Below are 18,118 nucleotides of genomic sequence, written 5' to 3'. Positions count from 1 at the left end.
GACGCATCTGCGCCCAGGGCATGACGGCACACCCGCGGGAATCTCAGCGCCGGACACGGCCCGTGCGCGCCCATTCTCAGCCGGGGACCGGGCGGCCTGCAATGTCCACAACGGAATGTCGGTCGATCCGACGAGAGCGGCGCGGAACACGCTCAGCCGCTGACGAAAAGCAAGTGTTCAGAAGTGGTTGCCCGAGAGGTCGCGCAGCGCGACGGCCAGGGCGGCGAGGCGGTCCGTCGCGTCGGTCAGGTCGCGGCGCGGGGCGGCGGCCGAACTCGCGGCGACGGCGTGCGCCGCCGCGGCGACGAGGGCGCCGTAGCCGTCGAGTCCCTCGTCCAGCTGGGCGCGCAGCCGCCGGACGCTGTCGGAGAGTTGGCCGCGGTCAGCGGGCGGGGCGTGCTCGCGGGCGCGTTCCACGGCCTGCAGCCGCGCCGCGACGGCCCGCAGGGCGGCGGCGGCCTCCGCGCCGGTGTCGCGGGCCTCGGTGACCGAGTCGGGCGGCACGAGGGCGGCCCGGGAAAGCTGCGTCAGCAGTTCGCGGAGGGTGTCTTCTGCCTCGGCGAGCCTGCGCATCGGGTCGCGCGCCTGGGAGTTGCGCGCGGGGAGGACGACCGGGGCGGGCGGCGCTTCGGGAAGCGGCTCCTTGTGCAGCCGCCAGGTCCGGAAACCGGAGGAGACCGCCGCGACGCCCGAGATGATCGCCGCGCCGATCAGCACCGGCACGCCCGCGCCGGGGGTGGCCGCCGCGGTCTCCAGCACGACGGCCCCGGCGCCGGTGGTGACCCCGGCCCCGGTCCACATCTTCGTCGCGCGCACCGCTCGGCGGCGGCGGCGCAGGGCTTTGGCGCGCGGGTCGCGCCAGCCCGTGAGCTTGCCGCGAAGCTGGTCGGCGTAGGGGCCGCGGAGCTGCTGGGCGAGCAACTCGCCACCGATCTTGATCAGCTCGTTCCTCCGCGACCCCATCGTCTGGCCGCCGTCAGGAACCGGCTTGCGGGTTGGCCTTCTGCTCCTGGGCCACCCGCTGCTGGATTTCGGCCTGGATGTTGTTCGGGGTGGCCGCCGGGGTCGCCGCGCCGGTGACCTGGCCCGCGACCGGGCCGCCCGCCATCGACGCGCGGATCTGCTCAAGGCGCGACTGGCCCGCCATCTCGGTGGTGGACGCCTGGACCTCCATCATCCGGCCCTGCACCGAGTTCTGCGCCAGCTCGGCGGAGCCCAGCGCGGTGGTGTACCGCTTCTCGATCTTGTCGCGGACCTCTTCCAGCGACGGGGTGTTGCCCGGCGCGGCGAGCTCGCTCATCTGGTTCAGCGAGCGGGAGACCTGCTCCTGCATCTTGGCCTGCTCAAGCTGGCTGAGCAGCTTGGTGCGCTCGGCGAGCTTGTTCTGCAGGACCATCGCGTTGCGCTCGACGGCCTGCTTGGCCTGGGTGGCCGCCTGCAGCGCCTGGTCGTGCAGCGTCTTGAGGTCCTCGATGCCCTGCTCGGCGGTGACGAGTTGGGTGGCGAAGGACTGCGCGGCGTTCTCGAACTGGACGGCCTTCTGCTCGTCGCCCTTCGAGCGCGCCTCGTCGGCGAGGACCAGCGCCTGCCGGGCGGAGGCTTGCAGCTTCTCGACCTCGCCGAGCTGGCGGTTCAGCTTCATCTCCAGCTGGCGCTGGTTGCCGATGACCGCTGCGGCCTGCTGCGAGAGGGCCTGGTGCTGGCGCTGCGCCTCCTCGATGGCCTGCTGGATCTGCACCTTCGGGTCGGCGTGCTCGTCGATCTTCGACGAGAACGACGCCATCAGGTACTTCCAGAACTTCACGAACGGGTTGGCCATCTCCTCCGCCTGCCTTCTTTCCTACTGCCGCCGGACCACTGGACCCCGCTGCCACGCACCGACGAAACGGCAACGCCCCGGCACCGTTGTGGGTTCCATCGTGTCAGGTGCGCCCAGCCGCTTCCACCGCACCCGGGAGAAATCAGGGATCACTCGGAGATCGGCCCCGAGACCCCGGATCGGCGGTGGGGAAATACCCGGACCTGGGCGCGGTCGGGCAGGCCCGTCGACTTGAGTCACCAGCGCGTCATGGGGCAGACGTGGGCGAGGTCACCGACCGCGGCGGGGCGTCAGCGGGCCGGACACGGCGAAGGCCGCCGTCCGGCGCGGACGGCGGCCTCGGCCGATGGCTGGCGCCTCAGGCCGCGAAGACCGCCCCCGCGTGGGCGTTGCCCAGGGACGTGTCGATGCGGTGCGTGAGCGCGGGCTGGATGCGCAGGTCCGCCAGGTTCTCGCCGACCACGGCGGGCACCAGGCGCCCGCCTTCGACGGCGGCGCGCGGTGCCGACTCGCGGGGCGCGTCGAGCGCGTCGACCTGGTCGGGGACGCCCTCGGGCACGCCGTGCTCCACCGAGGTCAGCGCGCCGATGTCGGTCGCCACGTGGTGCAGCAACTCCGACAGCGGCAGCTCCAGGGCGTCGCAGATGGCCGCGAGCAGCTCGCTGGACGCCTCCTTGCGGCCGCGTTCGACCTCAGAGAGGTAGCCCAGGCTGACCCGCGCGGAGCGGGAGACTTCCCGCAGCGTGCGCTGCTGGTTGGTGCGGGCGTGTCGGAGCCGATCACCGATCGCCTCGCGCAAGAGCACGGTCATCGCGCACCTCCCTTCCTCGGCGGACCCTGGCCGAGCACCGAACCCGTCCGGGGTCGCTGCCGGAGCGGGGACTGCGCGTGGCCGTCACACTGACAACGTTACCGAGAGGAACTGACACCGCGCAGCGACTTCCCGGGTAGTCCGCCAAGAGCGAACGAGCGGACCGGCTGGAATGTTCCCAGCTGGACCCGGGCGAGGGCACTGCGGAGCGCGTCCCGTCGGACACCGACCGTGATCGTAACCTCACTCGAAAAGCGTACCTAGTTCCCCGGCGATCAGCTCAAGCGCCGCCCGAACGGCCGCGGCGCGCACGTCCTCCCGGCCGCCTGCCTCGGCGACCACCCTGGTCCGCACACCGGCGCGACCGGCCAGCGCCACGTGCGCGGTGCCCGCGGGCACGCCGTCTTGCGGGGCGGGCCCGGCGACGCCGGTGAGCCCGACGCCGATGCTCGCGCCGCACCGGTCCCGGGCGCCGTTGGCCAGGTGGACGGCCACTTCCGGGTCGACCGCGCCGCGTTCGGCGAGCAGCGCGGCGGGCACGCCAGCCAAGGTCGTCTTCAGGTCGGTCGCGTAGACCACGAGCCCGCCCCGCACGACCGCGCTGGCGCCGGGGACGCTGGTCAGCACGGCGGTCAACAGGCCCGCGGTGAGCGACTCGGCGGTCGCGACCGTCTCGCCGCGCCTCCGCAGGGCCTCGACCAGCGCGGCCACGGACGCCGAGGACAGGCCCGGGACCAAGGCGAGCGCGGTCACGAGGCGAGCGCGCGCAGGCCGCGGGCGCGCAGTCGGATGGCGCGGATCACATAATCGATTCCCGTGACCACGGTCAGCGCGACCGCGAGGCCCATCACCGCCCACGACAGCGGCGTGAGCCAGTCGGGCAGCGGGATCAGGAACAGCGCGATCGCCAGCACCTGGGCCAGGGTCTTGGCCTTGCCGCCGCGGCTGGCCGGGATCACGCCGTGGCGGATCACCCAGAACCGCAGCAGGGTCACCCCGATCTCCCGCACGGCGATCACCAGCGTCACCCACCAGGGCAGCTCGCCGAGCAGGCTGAGTCCGACCAGCGCGGCTCCGGTGAGCGCCTTGTCCGCGATCGGGTCGGCGATCTTGCCGAAGTCGGTGATCAGGCCGTGTTTGCGGGCGAGCCTGCCGTCGACGTGGTCGGTGATAGAGGCGACGCCGAACACCGAGGCCGCGACGAGCCGCCAGAAGGTGTCGTGGCCGCCGTCGGCGAACAGGGCGTAGAGGAACACCGGCACCAGGGCCAGGCGGGACATCGTGAGCAGGTTCGCCACGTTGAGCAGCGGCACCTGGGTCGGCTCCGGCAGCGCGGCTGCCGCCGGGGGCGGCGCGGCCACCGGTGGGACGGGTTCCCGCTCGGCTGCGGGGGCCTCGGTGCACCCCTCGTCGCCGACGGTCTCGCCCGGCCCGCCGGTCGCCGCGGAACTCACGGCGACTCCACCGCCGCGCGCGGCACGATCTCGATCGGCTCGACGATCAGGTCGACGCCCGCGCTGTCGACAACGCGGCACCGCACCAGGTCGCCGACCTCGAACTTCGCCACGTCGAACTCGTCGCTGTCGAGGACGACGCACTCGCCGTCGACCTCGGGCGCCTGGTGGGCGGCGCGGCCAGCGCAGTCCTCGTCCTCGGACTCCGGGCGCTCGATGAGCACGACCACCTCCGAGCCGATCCGGTCTTCCGCGCGTTGCGCGGTCAGCTCCTCGACCAGCGCGGAGATCCGGGCGACGCGGGCGTCGATGGTGTCGGCGTCGAGCTTGCCGTCGAGCTTCTCGGCCTCGGTGCCGTCCTCGTCGGAGTAGCCGAACACGCCCACCGCGTCGAGCCTGGCCTCGGTGAGGAAGCGGGCGAGTTCGTCCACGTCGGCCTCGGTCTCGCCGGGGAAGCCGACGATGACGTTGCTGCGGATGCCCGCGGCCGGGGCGAGGTCGCGGATCTGGCGCACCAAGGCCAGGAAGGAGTCGGTGTCGCCGAAGCGGCGCATCCGGCGCAGCACCCGCTCGCTGGAGTGCTGGAAGGACATGTCGAAGTAGTCGGCGACATTGGGGGTGGTGGCGATCGCGCGCACCAGGTTCGGCCGGGTCTCCGCCGGTTGCAGGTAGGAGACCCGGACGCGGTCGATGCCGGGGATGGCGGCCAGGCGGGTGAGCACGGCCTCCAGCGCGCCTTGGCCCGCGTGCTCGCGGCCGAGGTCCTTGCCGTAAGAGGTCGAGTTCTCGCTGACGAGCACCAGTTCGCGCACGCCCTGGCCCGCCAGCCAGGCGCCTTCGGCGACGATCTCGTCGGGCAGCCGGGACACGAACGAGCCGCGGAAGGACGGGATCGCGCAGAACGAGCAGCGGCGGTCGCAGCCAGAGGCGATCTTGAGCGAGGCCACCGGGGCGTCGTCGAGCCGCTTGCGCAGGATCGTCGGCCCCCAGGCGTGCCCGGGGACGGTCACGTCAGCGGCTGCCTCTTGGCGGCGCACGGGCGTGATCGGCAGGAGGGTGCGCCGGTCGACCGGGGTGTGCGCGGGGATCGCGTGGCCGGAGACGACCTCGCCGAGGCGCTCGGCGAGGTCGGGATAGTGGTCGAAGCCGAGGACCGCGCTGGCCTCGGGCAGGCTGTCGGCCAGTTCGGCGCCGTAGCGCTCGGCCATGCAGCCCACGGCGACGACCTTGGCGCCGGTGTCGGCGGCGGCGAGCAGGGTGTCGACCGAGTCCTTCTTCGCCGACTCCACGAAGCCGCAGGTGTTGACGACGATGACGTCGGGCGCTTTGTCGTCGTCGGCGGCGAGGTCCACCAGCTCCCATCCGCCGCCGGACAGGCGGCCAGCCAGCTCCTCGGAGTCGACCTCGTTGCGCGCGCAACCGAGGGTGAGCATGGCGACACGTCGGGACGTGGACGGAGAAGACACGGTCAAAGGGTAACCGCCGGGTGTCCGCGGGCTTGACCCGAGCGGACCGGCGGCGAAAACGGGGCCGGTCCCAGGTGTGCGAAGGTTCACCGCGGACGCCCTACCGGCCACACGATAGAACTGTGCGCGGCGGACTAAGACCAGGGGCGGACTTGTCAGCCGAGCGCAGTTTTTCACCCCGTGCCGATTTGTGACGTGAGCGCGGTCTCCCGGTAAGGCAAAGTGATCAGGTCAGGATCGGACGACGAGGGTGGCTGGTAGGCGCATGGCCAGGGGAAAGCATCGCAAGAGGCGGAATCTGGCGGGGGTCGCGGCGGTCGTGCCGTTCGCGGTCGTGTTCGTCGTCTCCAGCGGCGACCAGCCCACTCCGCCCGGGCTCGCGGGGGCCGACGCGGGCTACCCGGTGCCGCCCGAGCTGTCGATGCCGGTGCGGGCGCCGGACGGCGACCTGGCCGTCGACGGGTCGCTGCCCGCCGACCAGGGACTGACCCCGGAGCTTGCCGCCGCGCTCGCGGCGAACCAGCCGGTTCCAGCCGCCGCGGACTCGCAGGCGTCGGCGACGCCGGAACAGGGCGTCCCGAATATCGCGCTGCGCGCCTACAGCCGCGCCGAGGAGCTGATGGCGATCGCGCAGCCCGGCTGCGGGATCAAGTGGTGGCTACTCGCGGGCATCGGGCGGGCGGAGACCAGCCACGCCCTGGGCGGCAGCACCGACGGCAACGGCACGACGACCGCGCCGATCCTGGGGCCCGTGCTCGACGGCAACGGCTACGCCATGATCCACGACACCGACGGCGGCGTCTGGGACGGCGACCGGGTGTGGGACCGCGCGGTGGGGCCGATGCAGTTCATCCCCGGCACCTGGGAGGTCTACGGCATCGACGGCAGCGGCGACGGCGTGGCCAGCCCGCACAACATCTTCGACTCCGCGCTGGCCGCGGCCCGGTACCTGTGCTCGGGCGGGGAGAACCTGTCGACCGCCGAGGGCCAGGCGCGCGCGGTCTTCCGCTACAACCACTCCGACGCCTACGTGCGGACCGTGCTGACCTGGGCGACCGCCTACGGCGCGGGCGCGGCGCCGTCCGCGCCGCCGGAGGCCGATCCGGGCCAGCAGGTGCTCGCGGTGCCCGCGCCGGACGCGCCCGGCGTCGCCGGGCAGCCGCAGGCGGCCGACAGCGCGCGGCAGATCGTCGACCCGGCGGCCCCGGTCGCCGGTGTCCAGGTCCCCGGCGTCCAGGCTCCCGCTGTCCAGGCTCCCGCCGTGGCGGTCCCGCCGGTCGCGCAGCAGCCCGCGCCCAAGCCACCCGCGCCAGCACCTGCCCCCGCGCCAGCACCAGCGCCGCCCGCCCCGGCGCCTGCTCCGGCCCCCGCGCCCGCGCCTGCCCCAGCACCGGCGCCCAATCCCGCGCCGCCGTCGTACCCCGGAACCGGTTACTACGACTGGACGAAGTGGCTTCCCTGGAAGCCGTGAGTCCACTTCGGACCCGTTGAGGACAGTCCTCCTGGGACTGTCCTCAACGGACTGAGAGCGGTCAGACGCGCTCGAACACCGCCGCAAGACCCTGGCCGCCGCCGATGCACATCGTCTCCAAGCCGTAGCGGGCCTCGCGGCGGTCGAGTTCACGCAGCAGGGTGCTCAGGACCCGGGCGCCGGTCGCGCCGAGCGGGTGGCCGAGGGAGATGCCCGAGCCGTTGACGTTGGTGCGGTCCCAGTCCGCGTCGGCGAACTTCCACTCCCGGCTGACGGCGAGCACCTGCGCGGCGAACGCCTCGTTTAGCTCGATGAGGTCCATGTCGGCCAGGGTGAGGCCAGCACGGGCCAGCGCCTTCTCGGTGGCGGGCACGGGGCCCAGGCCCATGGTCTTGGGCGGCGCGCCCGCGGCCGCCCAGCTCACCAGCCGGGCCAGCGGGCGCAGGCCCAGTTCGGCGGCCTTCTCCGGGGTGGTGACCAGGCAGGCCGCCGCGCCGTCGTTCTGGCCGCTGGCGTTGCCCGCGGTGACCGTGGCGTCCGGGTCCTGCCTGCCCATGATCGGGGTGAGCCCGGCCAGCGTCTCCAGGCTCGCGTCGGCGCGCGGGTGCTCGTCGCGGTCGACCACGGTGTCGGGCTGACGGCGCTTCCCGGGCACGGTGACCGGCACGATCTCGTCGGCGAACAGGCCGGTCTCGATGGCGGTGACCGCCCGCTGGTGCGAGCGCACGGACAGCTCGTCCTGCTCGACGCGGCCGATGCCGTACTCGCGGCGCAGGTTCTCCGCGGTCTCGACCATGCCGCCGGGCACGGGAAAGTTCACCCCGCCCGCGGTGACCCGGGCGCGGGCGAGCCGGTCGTGCAGCTCGATGCCGGTCCCCTTGACGCCCCAGCGCATGGCCGTGGAGTAGAACTCGACCTGGCTCATGTTCTCCGCGCCGCCCGCGAGCACGACGTCGTTGACGCCGGTCTGCACCCGCATGGCGGCGTCGATGACGGCTTGGAGGCCGGAGCCGCAGCGGCGGTCGACCTGGACGCCGGGGACCGTCACCGGCAGACCCGCGTCGAGCGCGGCGACCCGGCCGAGCGCGGGCGCCTCGGCGTTGGGGTGGCACTGGCCGAACACCACGTCCTCGATCACGCCCGGGGCGATGGCGGTGCGCCGCAGCAGTTCCCTGATCACCGTCGCGGCCAGGGTGGCCACCCCGACGTCGGCGAGCACGCCGCCGAACCGCCCGACCGGGGTCCGGACCGGCTCGCAGATCACTGCCTCGCGCATGGCGCTCCTCTGACGTCGCTGCTCGGGATCGTTGTTCGGGTCCGATTCTGCCCCGCCTTCGGAGTGCCCGGCTACCGACTGGTAGTTGACGTCGGGCACGAGCCCTGGCGAGCGTGCGGGCCGCTCACTTTCCCGGCCATGGCCACCCACCGGGCACGGACCAGGAGCTCGGGACCACCCGGCGCGCGGCGATGTGGCGCGACAGCCGGGAGTGAGAGGGCTATTTTCTCCCGTTGTGAAACCGCTGGTGCGCAGGGCGCGAACAACCGACGTCCGGGCCATGAAGGCCGTGATCGACACCTACGTGGGCAAGGTGCTGCTCGCCAAGGCGTTGGTGACCCTGTACGAGGACGTGCAGGAGTTCTGGGTGGCCGACCTCGACGGTGAGATCGTCGGCTGCGGGGCGCTGCACGTGCTGTGGGAGGACATCGCCGAGATCCGCTCCATCGCCGTGCTGCCCCAGGCGCTCGGCCATGGCGTCGGCCACGCGATCGTGGAGCGGCTGATCGCGGTGGCCCGCGACCTCGGCCTGGCCCGGATCTTCGTGCTGACCTTCGAGACGGAGTTCTTCGCCCGGCACGGGTTCGTCGAGATCGACGGCACGCCGGTGAGCCCGGAGGTCTACGCGGAGATGCGCCGGTCGATGGACGAGGGCGTCGCGGAGTTCCTCGACTTGGAGTACGTCAAGCCCAACACCCTGGGCAACAGCCGGATGCTGCTCAAGCTCTGACCGGGCGAACTGCCTCGACGGCGGGGCCTTCTGGGGTTGACGCCCGCCGGGACAGGGGTGCCGAAAACCGGCAAAACCGTTGGCGCGCTTGGACTTTCGCTGCCGGACACGAATCGTTCCGCTGCGGTAGGCCGAACGGTGGTTTCAGAAAACGCACAGCGCGGGCGTAATGATCTCACCGACTCCACACGTGGGTCGGACTGTCCTGAGGGAGTTGAACACGTGCCCACGTCCACCCTGCGTCGTGTCGCGCGCGGCGCGGTCTCGTCCATCGCCGTCACCGCCGCCCTGGTCGCCGGAGCCGGAACCGCCGCCGCCGACCTGAGCCAGAGCCAGCTTCAGGCCACCACCGACAACTACCTGTTCACCCAGAGCCTGTCGCAGTTCCAGACCACCCGGGCGAGCCAGCCCTACGCCAACCAGCTCGACTGGTCCTCCGACGGGTGCTCCAACTCCCCGGACAACCCGTTCGGCTTCAACTTCGTGCGCGCCTGCTACCGGCACGACTTCGGCTACCGCAACTACAAGCGCCAGGGCAGATTCAACGAGACCACGCGCCTGTCGATCGACAACAAGTTCAAGTCCGACCTCTACACGATCTGCGCGGGCAACTGGGCCTGCAACCGCACCGCGGACGTCTACTACGCCGCCGTGCGCCAGTTCGGCAACAGCTGAGGATGGAAGCGGGGTCGTGGCGTGCCACGACCCCGCTTCACCGCGTCAGCCCTGGTACGGCGGCTGGCCCGGCTGCTGCGGGTAAACCTGCTGCTGCGGGTGGCCGCCCTGCTGCGGGTACCCCGGCTGCTGGGGATATCCCTGCTGCTGGGGCTGCTGGGGGTAGCCCGGCTGCGGCTGCTGCGGGTAGCCACCCTGGGCCGGGTAGCCGCCCTGCTGCGGGTAACCCTGCTGCGGGTAGCCCGGCTGCTGCGGGTAACCGCCCTGCTGGGGGTAGCCGCCCTGGGGGTAGCCCGGCTGCTGGTAACCGCCACTGGCCAGGTGCGCGGCGAACTGCGGGTCCGCGACCGGGCCGACGTAGCGGGCCTTGCCGAAGCCGAGGATGCAGTACCCGATGAAGCTGAAGAAGATCAGCACGAGCGCGAACGCGCCGCTCTTGCCGAACGCCTTCGCCAAGTCGACCATCACCATGATGAGGATGACGATGTTGACCAGCGGGATGAGCAGCAGCACCAGCCACCAGCCCGGCCTGCCGACGATCTTGAGCAGGGTGTAGGTGTTGTAGAACGGGACGATGGCCGCCCACCCCGGTTTCCCGGCCTTGGTGAAGATCTTCCACATGGCGATGATGATCACCAGCAGGAAAGCCAGACCGATCAGGGACATGGCCACCATGGCGCCGACCGGGAGGTCGGACGAGTACGTGGTGTTGTAGTAGTAGTCGGGCTGCTGCACTCCGGATGGTCCTTCCTCGGGCACGCCACGACGAGGGCGCGCGACTGTCCGCGCGTACCATCCCTGGCCCAGCGCCGCCGTGGTGCGGATCAGCCGAGTCGTTAGCGGTTCGAGACCTAACCGGTCTTCAGTCCGGGTCCTGATCTGCCGAAGGCCCGCCGCGGATCGTCCACAGCACGTTCTCCAGCTCGTCCGGCTTGATCAGCACCTCGCGCGCCTTGGAGCCCTCGGACGGGCCCACCACGCCGCGGGTCTCTAGCAGGTCCATCAGGCGGCCCGCCTTGGCGAACCCGACGCGCAGCTTGCGCTGGAGCATCGACGTCGAGCCGAACTGGGAAGTGACGATCAGCTCGGTGGCCTGCACGAGCAGTTCGAGGTCGTCGCCGATGTCGGGGTCGATCTCCTTCTGCTCGCCGGGCTTGGCCGCGGTGACGCCGTCGGTGTAGTCCGGCTGCGCCTGCTCCTTGGTGAACGCCACGACCGCGGCGATCTCCTCGTCGCTGACGTAGGCGCCCTGCACGCGCACCGGCTTGGACGCGCCCATCGGCAGATAGAGCCCGTCACCCATGCCGATCAGCTTCTCCGCGCCCGGCTGGTCGAGGATGACCCGCGAGTCGGTGAGCGAGGACGTGGCGAAAGCCAGCCGCGACGGCACGTTCGTCTTGATCAGGCCGGTGACCACGTCGACGGAGGGGCGCTGGGTCGCGAGCACCAAGTGGATGCCCGCGGCGCGGGCCTTCTGGGTGATCCGGACGATGGCGTCCTCGACGTCGCGGGGCGCGGTCATCATCAGGTCGGCGAGCTCGTCCACGATCGCCAGGATGTAGGGGTAGGACCGGTAGTCGCGCTGGCTGCCGGGCGGAGCGGTGATTTCGCCGGACTTCACCTTCTTGTTGAAGTCATCGATGTGGCGGACCCGGTTGGCCTGCATGTCCTGGTAGCGCTGCTCCATCTCCTCGACCAGCCAGGTCAGCGCCGCCGCGGCCTTCTTGGGCTGGGTGATGATGGGCGTGATCAGGTGCGGGATGCCCTCGTACGGGGTCAGCTCGACCATCTTGGGGTCGATGAGGATCATCCGGACCTCGTCCGGGGTGGCCCGGGAGAGCAGCGAGACCAGCATGGAGTTGACGAAGCTCGACTTGCCCGACCCGGTCGAGCCCGCGCAGAGCAGGTGCGGCATCTTCGCCAGGTTCGCGGTGATCATGTGGCCCTCGATGTCCTTGCCGAGGCCCACCACCATCGGGTGGGTGTCGGCCAGCGCCGTCGACGAGCGCAGCACGTCGCCGAGGCGGACCATCTCGCGGTCGCTGTTGGGCACCTCGATGCCCACCGCGGACTTGCCCGGGATCGGCGCGAGCAGCCGCACGTTGTCGGTGGCCACCGCGTAGGCGATGTTCTTGGTCAGGGCGGTGATCTTCTCGACCTTCACCCCTGGGCCCAGTTCGACCTCGTAGCGGGTCACTGTGGGGCCCCGGGTGAAGCCGGTGACCTGGGCGTCGATGGAGAACTGGTCGAGGACCCCGGAGATGGCCTCGATCATGGTGTCGTTGGCCTTGCTGCGCGCCTTGGGCGCGTCGCCGTAAACCAGGATCGACGGGTCGGGCAGCCGGTAGTCGCCGTCCACGACCCGGGTGACGCTGATCGCGTCCGGGTCGGGCTTGGGCTCGGTGACCGGCGGGATCTCCTTGACCTGGGCCCGCGGCCGGGCGGGCTTGACCGGCTCGTCCAGCGGCAGCGTCGGCTGCTCCGGCGCGGCGGCCTCGGCGGCCTGCTGCCCGCGGCGGGGCGACTTGCGCGGCTTGAGCGGCGGCTCGGCCTCGATCTCGAACGGCTCGTCCGCCGCGCTGTCGTCGGGTTCCTTGCCCAGTTCGCGCAGCCGGGTCGGGACGTCGCGGATGCGGGTGCCGGTGAACACCAGCACCCCGAAGCCGAGCACCAGGACCAGCACCGGGATCGCGACCCACGCGGTGACGCCCTTGGCGAGGAGGCCGCCGGAGAGGTAGCCCAACGCCCCGCCCGCGTACATGCGGCCGTCGTTGTCGGCGGGCAGGCCGGTGAACACATGCAGGATGCCCAGTAGTGCCAGCAGCACCAGCAGCGACCCGACGACCAGGCGCGGGCGCTTCTCCGGTTGCGGGTCCGACCGCATCATGGCGACGCCGATGACGAGCAGCACCAGCGGCAGCGCGACGGTGAGCGCGCCGAAGACCGTGCGCACCCCGTACTCCAGCCAGCCGCCGACCTGGCCCGCCGCGCCCCACCAGACCGCCGCGCCGAGCACGACGCCGAGGGCGAGCAATGCGAAGCCCGCTCCGTCGCGGCGGTGCGCCGGGTCGAGTTCCTTGGTGCGGCCGATGGCGCGCGCGATCGAGCCGACGCCCTTGGCGAGCAGGCCCCAGCCGGAGGCGAGCACGCCCTTGCTCGGCGGGGGCGGCGGCTTGCGGGCGGGCGCGCGCCGGGCCGGGGCGCGGGAGGCCGCGGGTTTGCGCGTGCCCGTGCTCTTCGCGCCCGAGCCCCGGGCGCCGGTGCTCTTGCCGCCCGCGCTCTTGGCGCCGGAGGTTCTGGCGCTGGAGTTCTTGGAGCCCGCGCTCTTGGATGTCGTCGACCGGCTCGCCATAGACCACACGGTAGTCGGCCCCACTCTCCTGTCCCAGGGGTCACTCCTGTCACAGAGAGCGCGCGACCTGGCCTGCCGCGTCACCCCGGGGCATGTCATGCTCTCGCCCATGGTTGCGCTGCGCAGCGACGCTGACGAGCCGACACGCCGTGGTGGCTCCGTCGCGGACACTCCATTGGTGTGGCGGGTGATGAACGCCATCGATCGGGCGCTGGTCCGCTCGGTCGGTCGGATCGAGGTCACCGGGGCGTTTCCCGAGGAGCTGCGCGGCAAGCCCGTGCTGGTCGCGGCGAACCACATCGGCATGTTCGACCCGTTCGTGCTGATGGCCGCGTGCCACCGGGTCGGGTTCCTGCCCCGGTTCATGCTCACCGCGGGCCTGCTCGACGCGCCGGTGCTGGGCTACTTCCTGCGCAAGAGCGGCCACCTGCGCGTCGACCGGGGCAAGTCGAACATCGTCGAGGCGTTCGACCGGGCCACCGACGCCCTCAAGACCGCCCGCGTCCCGCTGCTGCTCTACCCCGAGGGCCGCGTCAGCCGGGAGCCGGGGCTGTGGCCCGAGCGCGGGAAGACCGGCGCCGCGCGGATGGCGCTGCACGGGAACGTGCCGATCGTGACGATCAGCCAGTGGGGCGCGCACGAGGCCGTTTACTGGGGCACCGAGACGGTGACCGGGTGGCGGGACGTGGTGCCGTTGGTCGTGTCCTTCCTGCGCGCGGTCCGCGACCGGCCGGTGTTCCGGGTGCACTTCGGCGGGCCGGTCGACCTGTCCGGCCTGTCCGCGGACAAGCCCGGCGACGCGATGCGCGCGCACACCCGGATCATGCGGCAGATCACCGCGAACCTGATTCCGCTGCGCGCCGACGAGCCGGACACCCCGCGCTTCCACGACCCGACCCGCCCGTGCGACGCCAAGAGCCCCTGGCGCCCGCGGCCCGACGCGCCGTGATCCGGTAGGCCGATCTCGACGCGCGCCCCGTTGGCTGCTCGTGGCCGATCACGTCGAAAAGCCCTCTGACTCGGCTGACAGTCCGGGAAGGACTATCCATCGAGGACGGCCCACTCGACCCCCAGGCGAGCCTTGGCCGGTGTGCCAAGCGTTCCGAAACCGGGTCCCCGGCGCCGCGGGAGCCTCGTGGAACCCGGCCACACCGGGTTCGTCATTGTTCACCGTGATTTCACAACTCCGTTGCTCAATGACCGGCCGGTTTACGCATCCACCCGTGCGCATAGCCGCACAAAACCGCTGACCACGGGAAACTCACCCGGCACGAGTGCCTCACCGCGGCGGACTCCGCCTGGTGGAACGCCGAAGCCGAGGTGTGGCGATCACCCGCCGGGCGGGCGGAAACCCTTGCGGCAGTGGGAAACCGGCGTTTAACCGCCGCACCCGAACCGTCACACGCCCGACACCCTGGCCCGGGTCCGCTCTGCCCGACTCCCGCCAACTTCTCCCAAAAATCGGTAAGGTTAAGAAGGAAACGTCCCAAGCACCACGTCAGCACCACGTCGTCAGGCCCCGACCGCGCGGCCGACCGAGGCGCGCCAGTGCTCAGAAGTAAACGGACAACACCGGCAAATCGGTAGGATGATCACGGAAGCGCCGGGACGCGTCCCGCGTCAGTCGACCTGTCAGGCAGAGCGAGGGGGACAGAGCACGTTGTCACCGCACCTACCGACCACGACAGCCGCCGCCCACCGCGACCAAGGGGCGCTCGACGACGAGACCCCGCCCTGGCCAATGTTCACCCGGTTGTGTGAGAGCCGCGCCGCGCTTCCGGCGCGAACACGCAGCGGAGCCCCGTCCCGAGAACGTCGGCGAACCGATTCGGCGCGGTGCAGGCGGCCGCGGCGAATCCGCAGAAGCGAGCCCGCGCGGTTATCCACCCGTCCCGCGGCGCGAAATCGGTATCAGCAGGCATAAAGCAGCGTTCGACCAGGTCAGACTGTTCCGAACCCGCTCGCGCGAGACGACGGTTGACACCCGGAAATGAGAACGTCACAGCAATTCCGGCGCGGCGGGCCGCGCCGACATCGCCCCGCCCGAATGCACGACATTCCGGCGAACACGGGCGTCCAAACCGGAATACCCGCCTCTCCCCCACCCGGAAGAGGTTGTGCTCCCGGACCAGCGTCGACACCGGGAGCGGTCGGCCGTGCCCACCGGCACCGAGCCCCCGACAAGCCGACGACCAGCGGTGACGCCGCCCAGAACGGCCTCCCGACCGACTCGGCCCCCGGTTCGACCACTCACCAGGCGTCACGCAGGCCCCGAGGAGCACGCCACGAGCGCATTGACTGTTGTTTTACTTTCGCCGCTCGACGCCGCGCTCGACCAGTGGCCTTGGCGGCGCCGAACCACTCCGCGGCGAACCCGCTCCGCCCGTCTTCATCTGTCCCGGCAATGCGCGCATTCGCGCACGTAGATGGCACTCGACGCACTCCAGACGCGCTCCCAAGGACGCCAGCGCCCCGGTCACGCAAGTCCGCCAGCATCCGTCGAATGAGGCATTAATCACGTCAAGTTCACCCGGTCGAGTGAAGGCAAACCTCACACTGTCGTCACGGGAACCTGGCATAGTAAAAATAAGTTTACTTGACGGGCGCGACAGGTCGTGGCCTATCGGTCACCATGTGCTTACGCCGCTCGTCCGTGCATCGGCGCACAGAGTTCCCCTTTCCTTGGATCAGGAGGTTCCCAATGGGTTCCGTACGCACCAACGGCCACGCCCACGCCCCGCCGCGCGACCGATTGCGGCAGTGGCTGGGCCAAGACGCCCGGTATGACTTCTCCGCCTCGCTCGTCGTCTTCCTCATCGCCGTGCCGCTGTCGCTCGGCATCGCCGCCGCCTCCGGCGCGCCCGTCCTCGCGGGCCTGATCGCCGCCGTCATCGGCGGTGTCGTCGCCGGTGCGCTCGGCGGCTCGCCGTTGCAGGTCAGCGGCCCAGCGGCGGGTCTCACCGTGGTCGTCGCCGAGCTGGTCAACCAGTTCGGCTGGGCCACGACGTGCGCGATCACCGTTCTCGCGGGCGCCCTGCAGCTCGTGCTCGGCGCCTGTCGGATCGGCCGCGCCGCACTCGCCGTCTCCCCCACTGTCGTCCACGCCATGCTCGCGGGCATCGGCGTGACCATCGTCCTCGGCCAGCTGCACGTCCTCTTGGGCGGCGCGCCGGGAACATCCGCCTGGGAGAACGTGCGCGACCTGCCCGGCCAGATCGTAGGGTTCAACGACTCCGCGGCGATCCTGGGGCTGCTGGTCATCGCGACCCTGGTCCTGTGGCCGAAGCTTCCCGCGAAGTTCCAGGTGGCGCCCGGTCCCCTGGTGGCGGTCGTGCTCGCCACCGTGCTCGCCTCGATCGCCCCGTTCGACGCCGCACGGGTGTCGCTGCCCGAGTCGCCGCTGGCCGCGATCCAGCTCCCCGAACTGCCCGAGCAGGGCCAGTGGGGCGCCTTCGCGGTCGGCGTGCTGACGATGACGATCATCGCCAGCGTCGAGAGTCTGCTCTCGGCCGTCTCGGTGGACAAGATGCGGCCGGGTCACCGCAGCGACCTGAACCGGGAGCTGATCGGCCAGGGCAGCGCGAACATCGCCTCCGGCATGCTCGGCGGCCTGCCGGTGACCGGTGTGATCGTGCGCAGCTCCACCAACGTCGCCGCGGGGGCGCGCACCCGCGCTTCCGCGGTGCTGCACGGAGTCTGGGTGATGCTGTTCACCGTGCTGCTGGTCAGCCTGGTGGAGCGCATCCCGATGGCCGCGCTGGCCGGGCTGCTGGTCGTCATCGGCACGAAGCTGGTGCGCGGCAACGACATCCGCGCCGCCCGCCAGCACGGCGAGCTGCACGTCTACCTGATCACCATCGCGGGCGTCGTGCTGCTCAACCTGCTCGAAGGCGTCCTCATCGGACTCGCGGTCGCGATGCTCGGCATGCTGCGCCGGGTGGTGTGGGCGCGGGTCCGGGTGGAGAAGGACTCCGACAGCGACGAAAACGGCCGCCCGCACTACGCGGTCATCGTCGAGGGCACGCTGAGCTTCCTGTCGGTGCCCCGCCTGTCCCGGGTGCTGGCGCAGGTGCCCGACGGCACGTCCGTCCACTTGGAACTGGTGGTCGACTACCTCGACCACGCCGCCTACGAGCACCTCTCCGCCTGGCAGCGCCAGCACGAGGACACCGGCGGCGTCGTGGTCGTGGACGAGATCGGCGGCCCGGGAACCGATTCCCGGCGCGGCATGCCGCGCTGGTTCTCGCCCTGGTCGCACTGGCAGGGCAGCGAGCCGGTCGTGATCCCGCGGCAGACCCGAGGCGATGACGGCGACGGCGGCAACGATCACGCGCTGCGGCCGCTGGTCACCGGCGCGCGGGAGTACCACCGCCGCGGCGCCCCGGCGATGCGCCCGCACCTGCGCAGGCTCGCGGGCGCGCAGAGCCCGCACGCGGTCTTCCTGACCTGTGCGGACTCGCGGATCGTGCCCAACGTGATCACCGCGTCGGGCCCCGGCGACCTGTTCACGATCCGCAACGTCGGCAACCTGGTGCCCGACCCGCTGCTGACCGGCGACATGTCGGTCCACGCCGGTGTGCGGTACGCCCTGGACAACCTGGGCGTGCCGACCCTGGTGGTGTGCGGGCACTCCGGCTGCGGCGCGATGACCGCCCTGCTCAACGGCCCGGAGGGGGACGACCCCATCGCCCAGTGGCTGCGCTGGGGCAAGCCCAGCCTCGACGCCTGGCGCTCTGGCCACCCGCTGGGCAAGCGCGCCGCGATCGACGGCTGGTCCGAGGTGGATCAGCTGGCCATGGTCAACGTCGCCGTGCAGCTTGAGGCCCTCCGGGCGATCCCCGGGGTGGCCGAGAGCGGCGTGCGCCTCGTCGGCCTGTTCTTCGACATCCCGACCGGGAACCTCCTGATGCTCGACGGAGACCAGTTCTCCCCGATGCCGGGAACGAACGCGGCACTCACGGTCTGACCGCGCGCGACCCCGGTGGGGGGGGGGGGGGGGGGGGGGGGGGGGGGGGAGGGGGGGGGGGGGGGGGTTGGGGTTGGGTGGGGGGATCCCGGCCGGTT

General features: G+C 71.5%; 14 protein-coding genes. 5 read left to right on the top strand and 9 right to left on the bottom strand.

Going from position 1 to position 18,118, the window contains the following annotated elements; genetic code table 11:
• Positions 1-177: 177 nt before the first annotated feature.
• The 6 genes from pspM to rimO form a co-directional block, all read right to left on the bottom strand.
• Positions 178-963: a phage shock envelope stress response protein PspM gene (gene pspM / locus ACZ6SD_RS22485; protein ID WP_465318930.1), complete on the bottom strand. Its 786-nt coding sequence runs from the start codon at positions 961-963 to the stop codon at positions 178-180.
• Between the two features lie 13 nt (positions 964-976).
• Positions 977-1,819 carry a PspA/IM30 family protein gene (locus ACZ6SD_RS22480; protein WP_465318929.1) on the bottom strand — a complete coding sequence of 281 codons (843 nt, stop codon included), beginning with the start codon at positions 1,817-1,819 and terminating at the stop codon, positions 977-979.
• 358 nt (positions 1,820-2,177) lie between these two features.
• A complete protein-coding gene (locus ACZ6SD_RS22475; protein ID WP_465318928.1) occupies positions 2,178-2,630 on the bottom strand; it encodes a helix-turn-helix domain-containing protein in 453 nt (150 codons plus the stop codon).
• A gap of 243 nt (positions 2,631-2,873) precedes the next feature.
• The gene (locus ACZ6SD_RS22470) at positions 2,874-3,383 is read right to left on the bottom strand and encodes a CinA family protein (protein ID WP_465318927.1); all 510 of its coding nucleotides are present in this window, start codon (positions 3,381-3,383) and stop codon (positions 2,874-2,876) included.
• Positions 3,380-3,910, bottom strand: coding sequence for a CDP-diacylglycerol--glycerol-3-phosphate 3-phosphatidyltransferase (gene pgsA, locus ACZ6SD_RS22465; protein ID WP_465318963.1), 531 nt, complete (start codon positions 3,908-3,910; stop codon positions 3,380-3,382). Before pgsA ends, ACZ6SD_RS22470 begins: the two co-directional genes overlap by 4 nt.
• 170 nt (positions 3,911-4,080) lie before the next feature.
• Positions 4,081-5,517, bottom strand: coding sequence for a 30S ribosomal protein S12 methylthiotransferase RimO (gene rimO, locus ACZ6SD_RS22460; RefSeq protein ID WP_465318962.1), 1,437 nt, complete (start codon positions 5,515-5,517; stop codon positions 4,081-4,083).
• A 298-nt stretch (positions 5,518-5,815) separates the two neighbouring features.
• Here rimO and ACZ6SD_RS22455 point away from each other — a divergent pair, with 298 nt between their 5' ends.
• Complete coding sequence (locus ACZ6SD_RS22455; RefSeq protein ID WP_465318926.1) at positions 5,816-7,021, top strand: lytic transglycosylase domain-containing protein; 1,206 nt, start codon at positions 5,816-5,818, stop codon at positions 7,019-7,021.
• Positions 7,022-7,082: 61 nt separating this feature from the next.
• Here the strand turns inward: ACZ6SD_RS22455 and ACZ6SD_RS22450 are convergent, their stop codons facing one another.
• The gene (locus ACZ6SD_RS22450; protein WP_465318925.1) at positions 7,083-8,297 is read right to left on the bottom strand and encodes an acetyl-CoA C-acetyltransferase; all 1,215 of its coding nucleotides are present in this window, start codon (positions 8,295-8,297) and stop codon (positions 7,083-7,085) included.
• A gap of 235 nt (positions 8,298-8,532) precedes the next feature.
• On the opposite strand from ACZ6SD_RS22450, the gene ACZ6SD_RS22445 reads away from it, so the two are divergent.
• Both ACZ6SD_RS22445 and ACZ6SD_RS22440 read left to right on the top strand, forming a co-directional pair.
• Positions 8,533-9,027, top strand: a complete 495-nt coding sequence (locus ACZ6SD_RS22445) for an amino-acid N-acetyltransferase (protein WP_465318924.1) — start codon at positions 8,533-8,535, stop codon at positions 9,025-9,027.
• 222 nt (positions 9,028-9,249) lie between these two features.
• Positions 9,250-9,702: a phospholipase gene (locus ACZ6SD_RS22440; RefSeq protein WP_465318923.1), complete on the top strand. Its 453-nt coding sequence runs from the start codon at positions 9,250-9,252 to the stop codon at positions 9,700-9,702.
• A 45-nt stretch (positions 9,703-9,747) separates the two neighbouring features.
• Here ACZ6SD_RS22440 and ACZ6SD_RS22435 read toward each other — a convergent pair whose 3' ends face one another.
• Together ACZ6SD_RS22435 and ACZ6SD_RS22430 are read right to left on the bottom strand one after the other, a co-directional pair.
• Positions 9,748-10,437: a DUF5684 domain-containing protein gene (locus tag ACZ6SD_RS22435; protein WP_465318922.1), complete on the bottom strand. Its 690-nt coding sequence runs from the start codon at positions 10,435-10,437 to the stop codon at positions 9,748-9,750.
• Positions 10,438-10,564: 127 nt separating this feature from the next.
• Complete coding sequence (locus tag ACZ6SD_RS22430; RefSeq protein ID WP_465318921.1) at positions 10,565-13,054, bottom strand: FtsK/SpoIIIE family DNA translocase; 2,490 nt, start codon at positions 13,052-13,054, stop codon at positions 10,565-10,567.
• A 97-nt stretch (positions 13,055-13,151) separates the two neighbouring features.
• Here ACZ6SD_RS22430 and ACZ6SD_RS22425 point away from each other — a divergent pair, with 97 nt between their 5' ends.
• Complete coding sequence (locus ACZ6SD_RS22425; protein WP_465318920.1) at positions 13,152-14,003, top strand: lysophospholipid acyltransferase family protein; 852 nt, start codon at positions 13,152-13,154, stop codon at positions 14,001-14,003.
• A gap of 1,752 nt (positions 14,004-15,755) precedes the next feature.
• Positions 15,756-18,020 (top strand): SulP family inorganic anion transporter, encoded by a 2,265-nt coding sequence (locus ACZ6SD_RS22420; protein WP_465318919.1) that lies wholly within the window; start codon positions 15,756-15,758, stop codon positions 18,018-18,020.
• Positions 18,021-18,118: the final 98 nt, after the last annotated feature.

It is taken from the genome of Actinokineospora sp. NPDC051303, from assembly GCF_055586285.1.
This window is presented reverse-complemented; position numbering and strand designations above follow the sequence as displayed.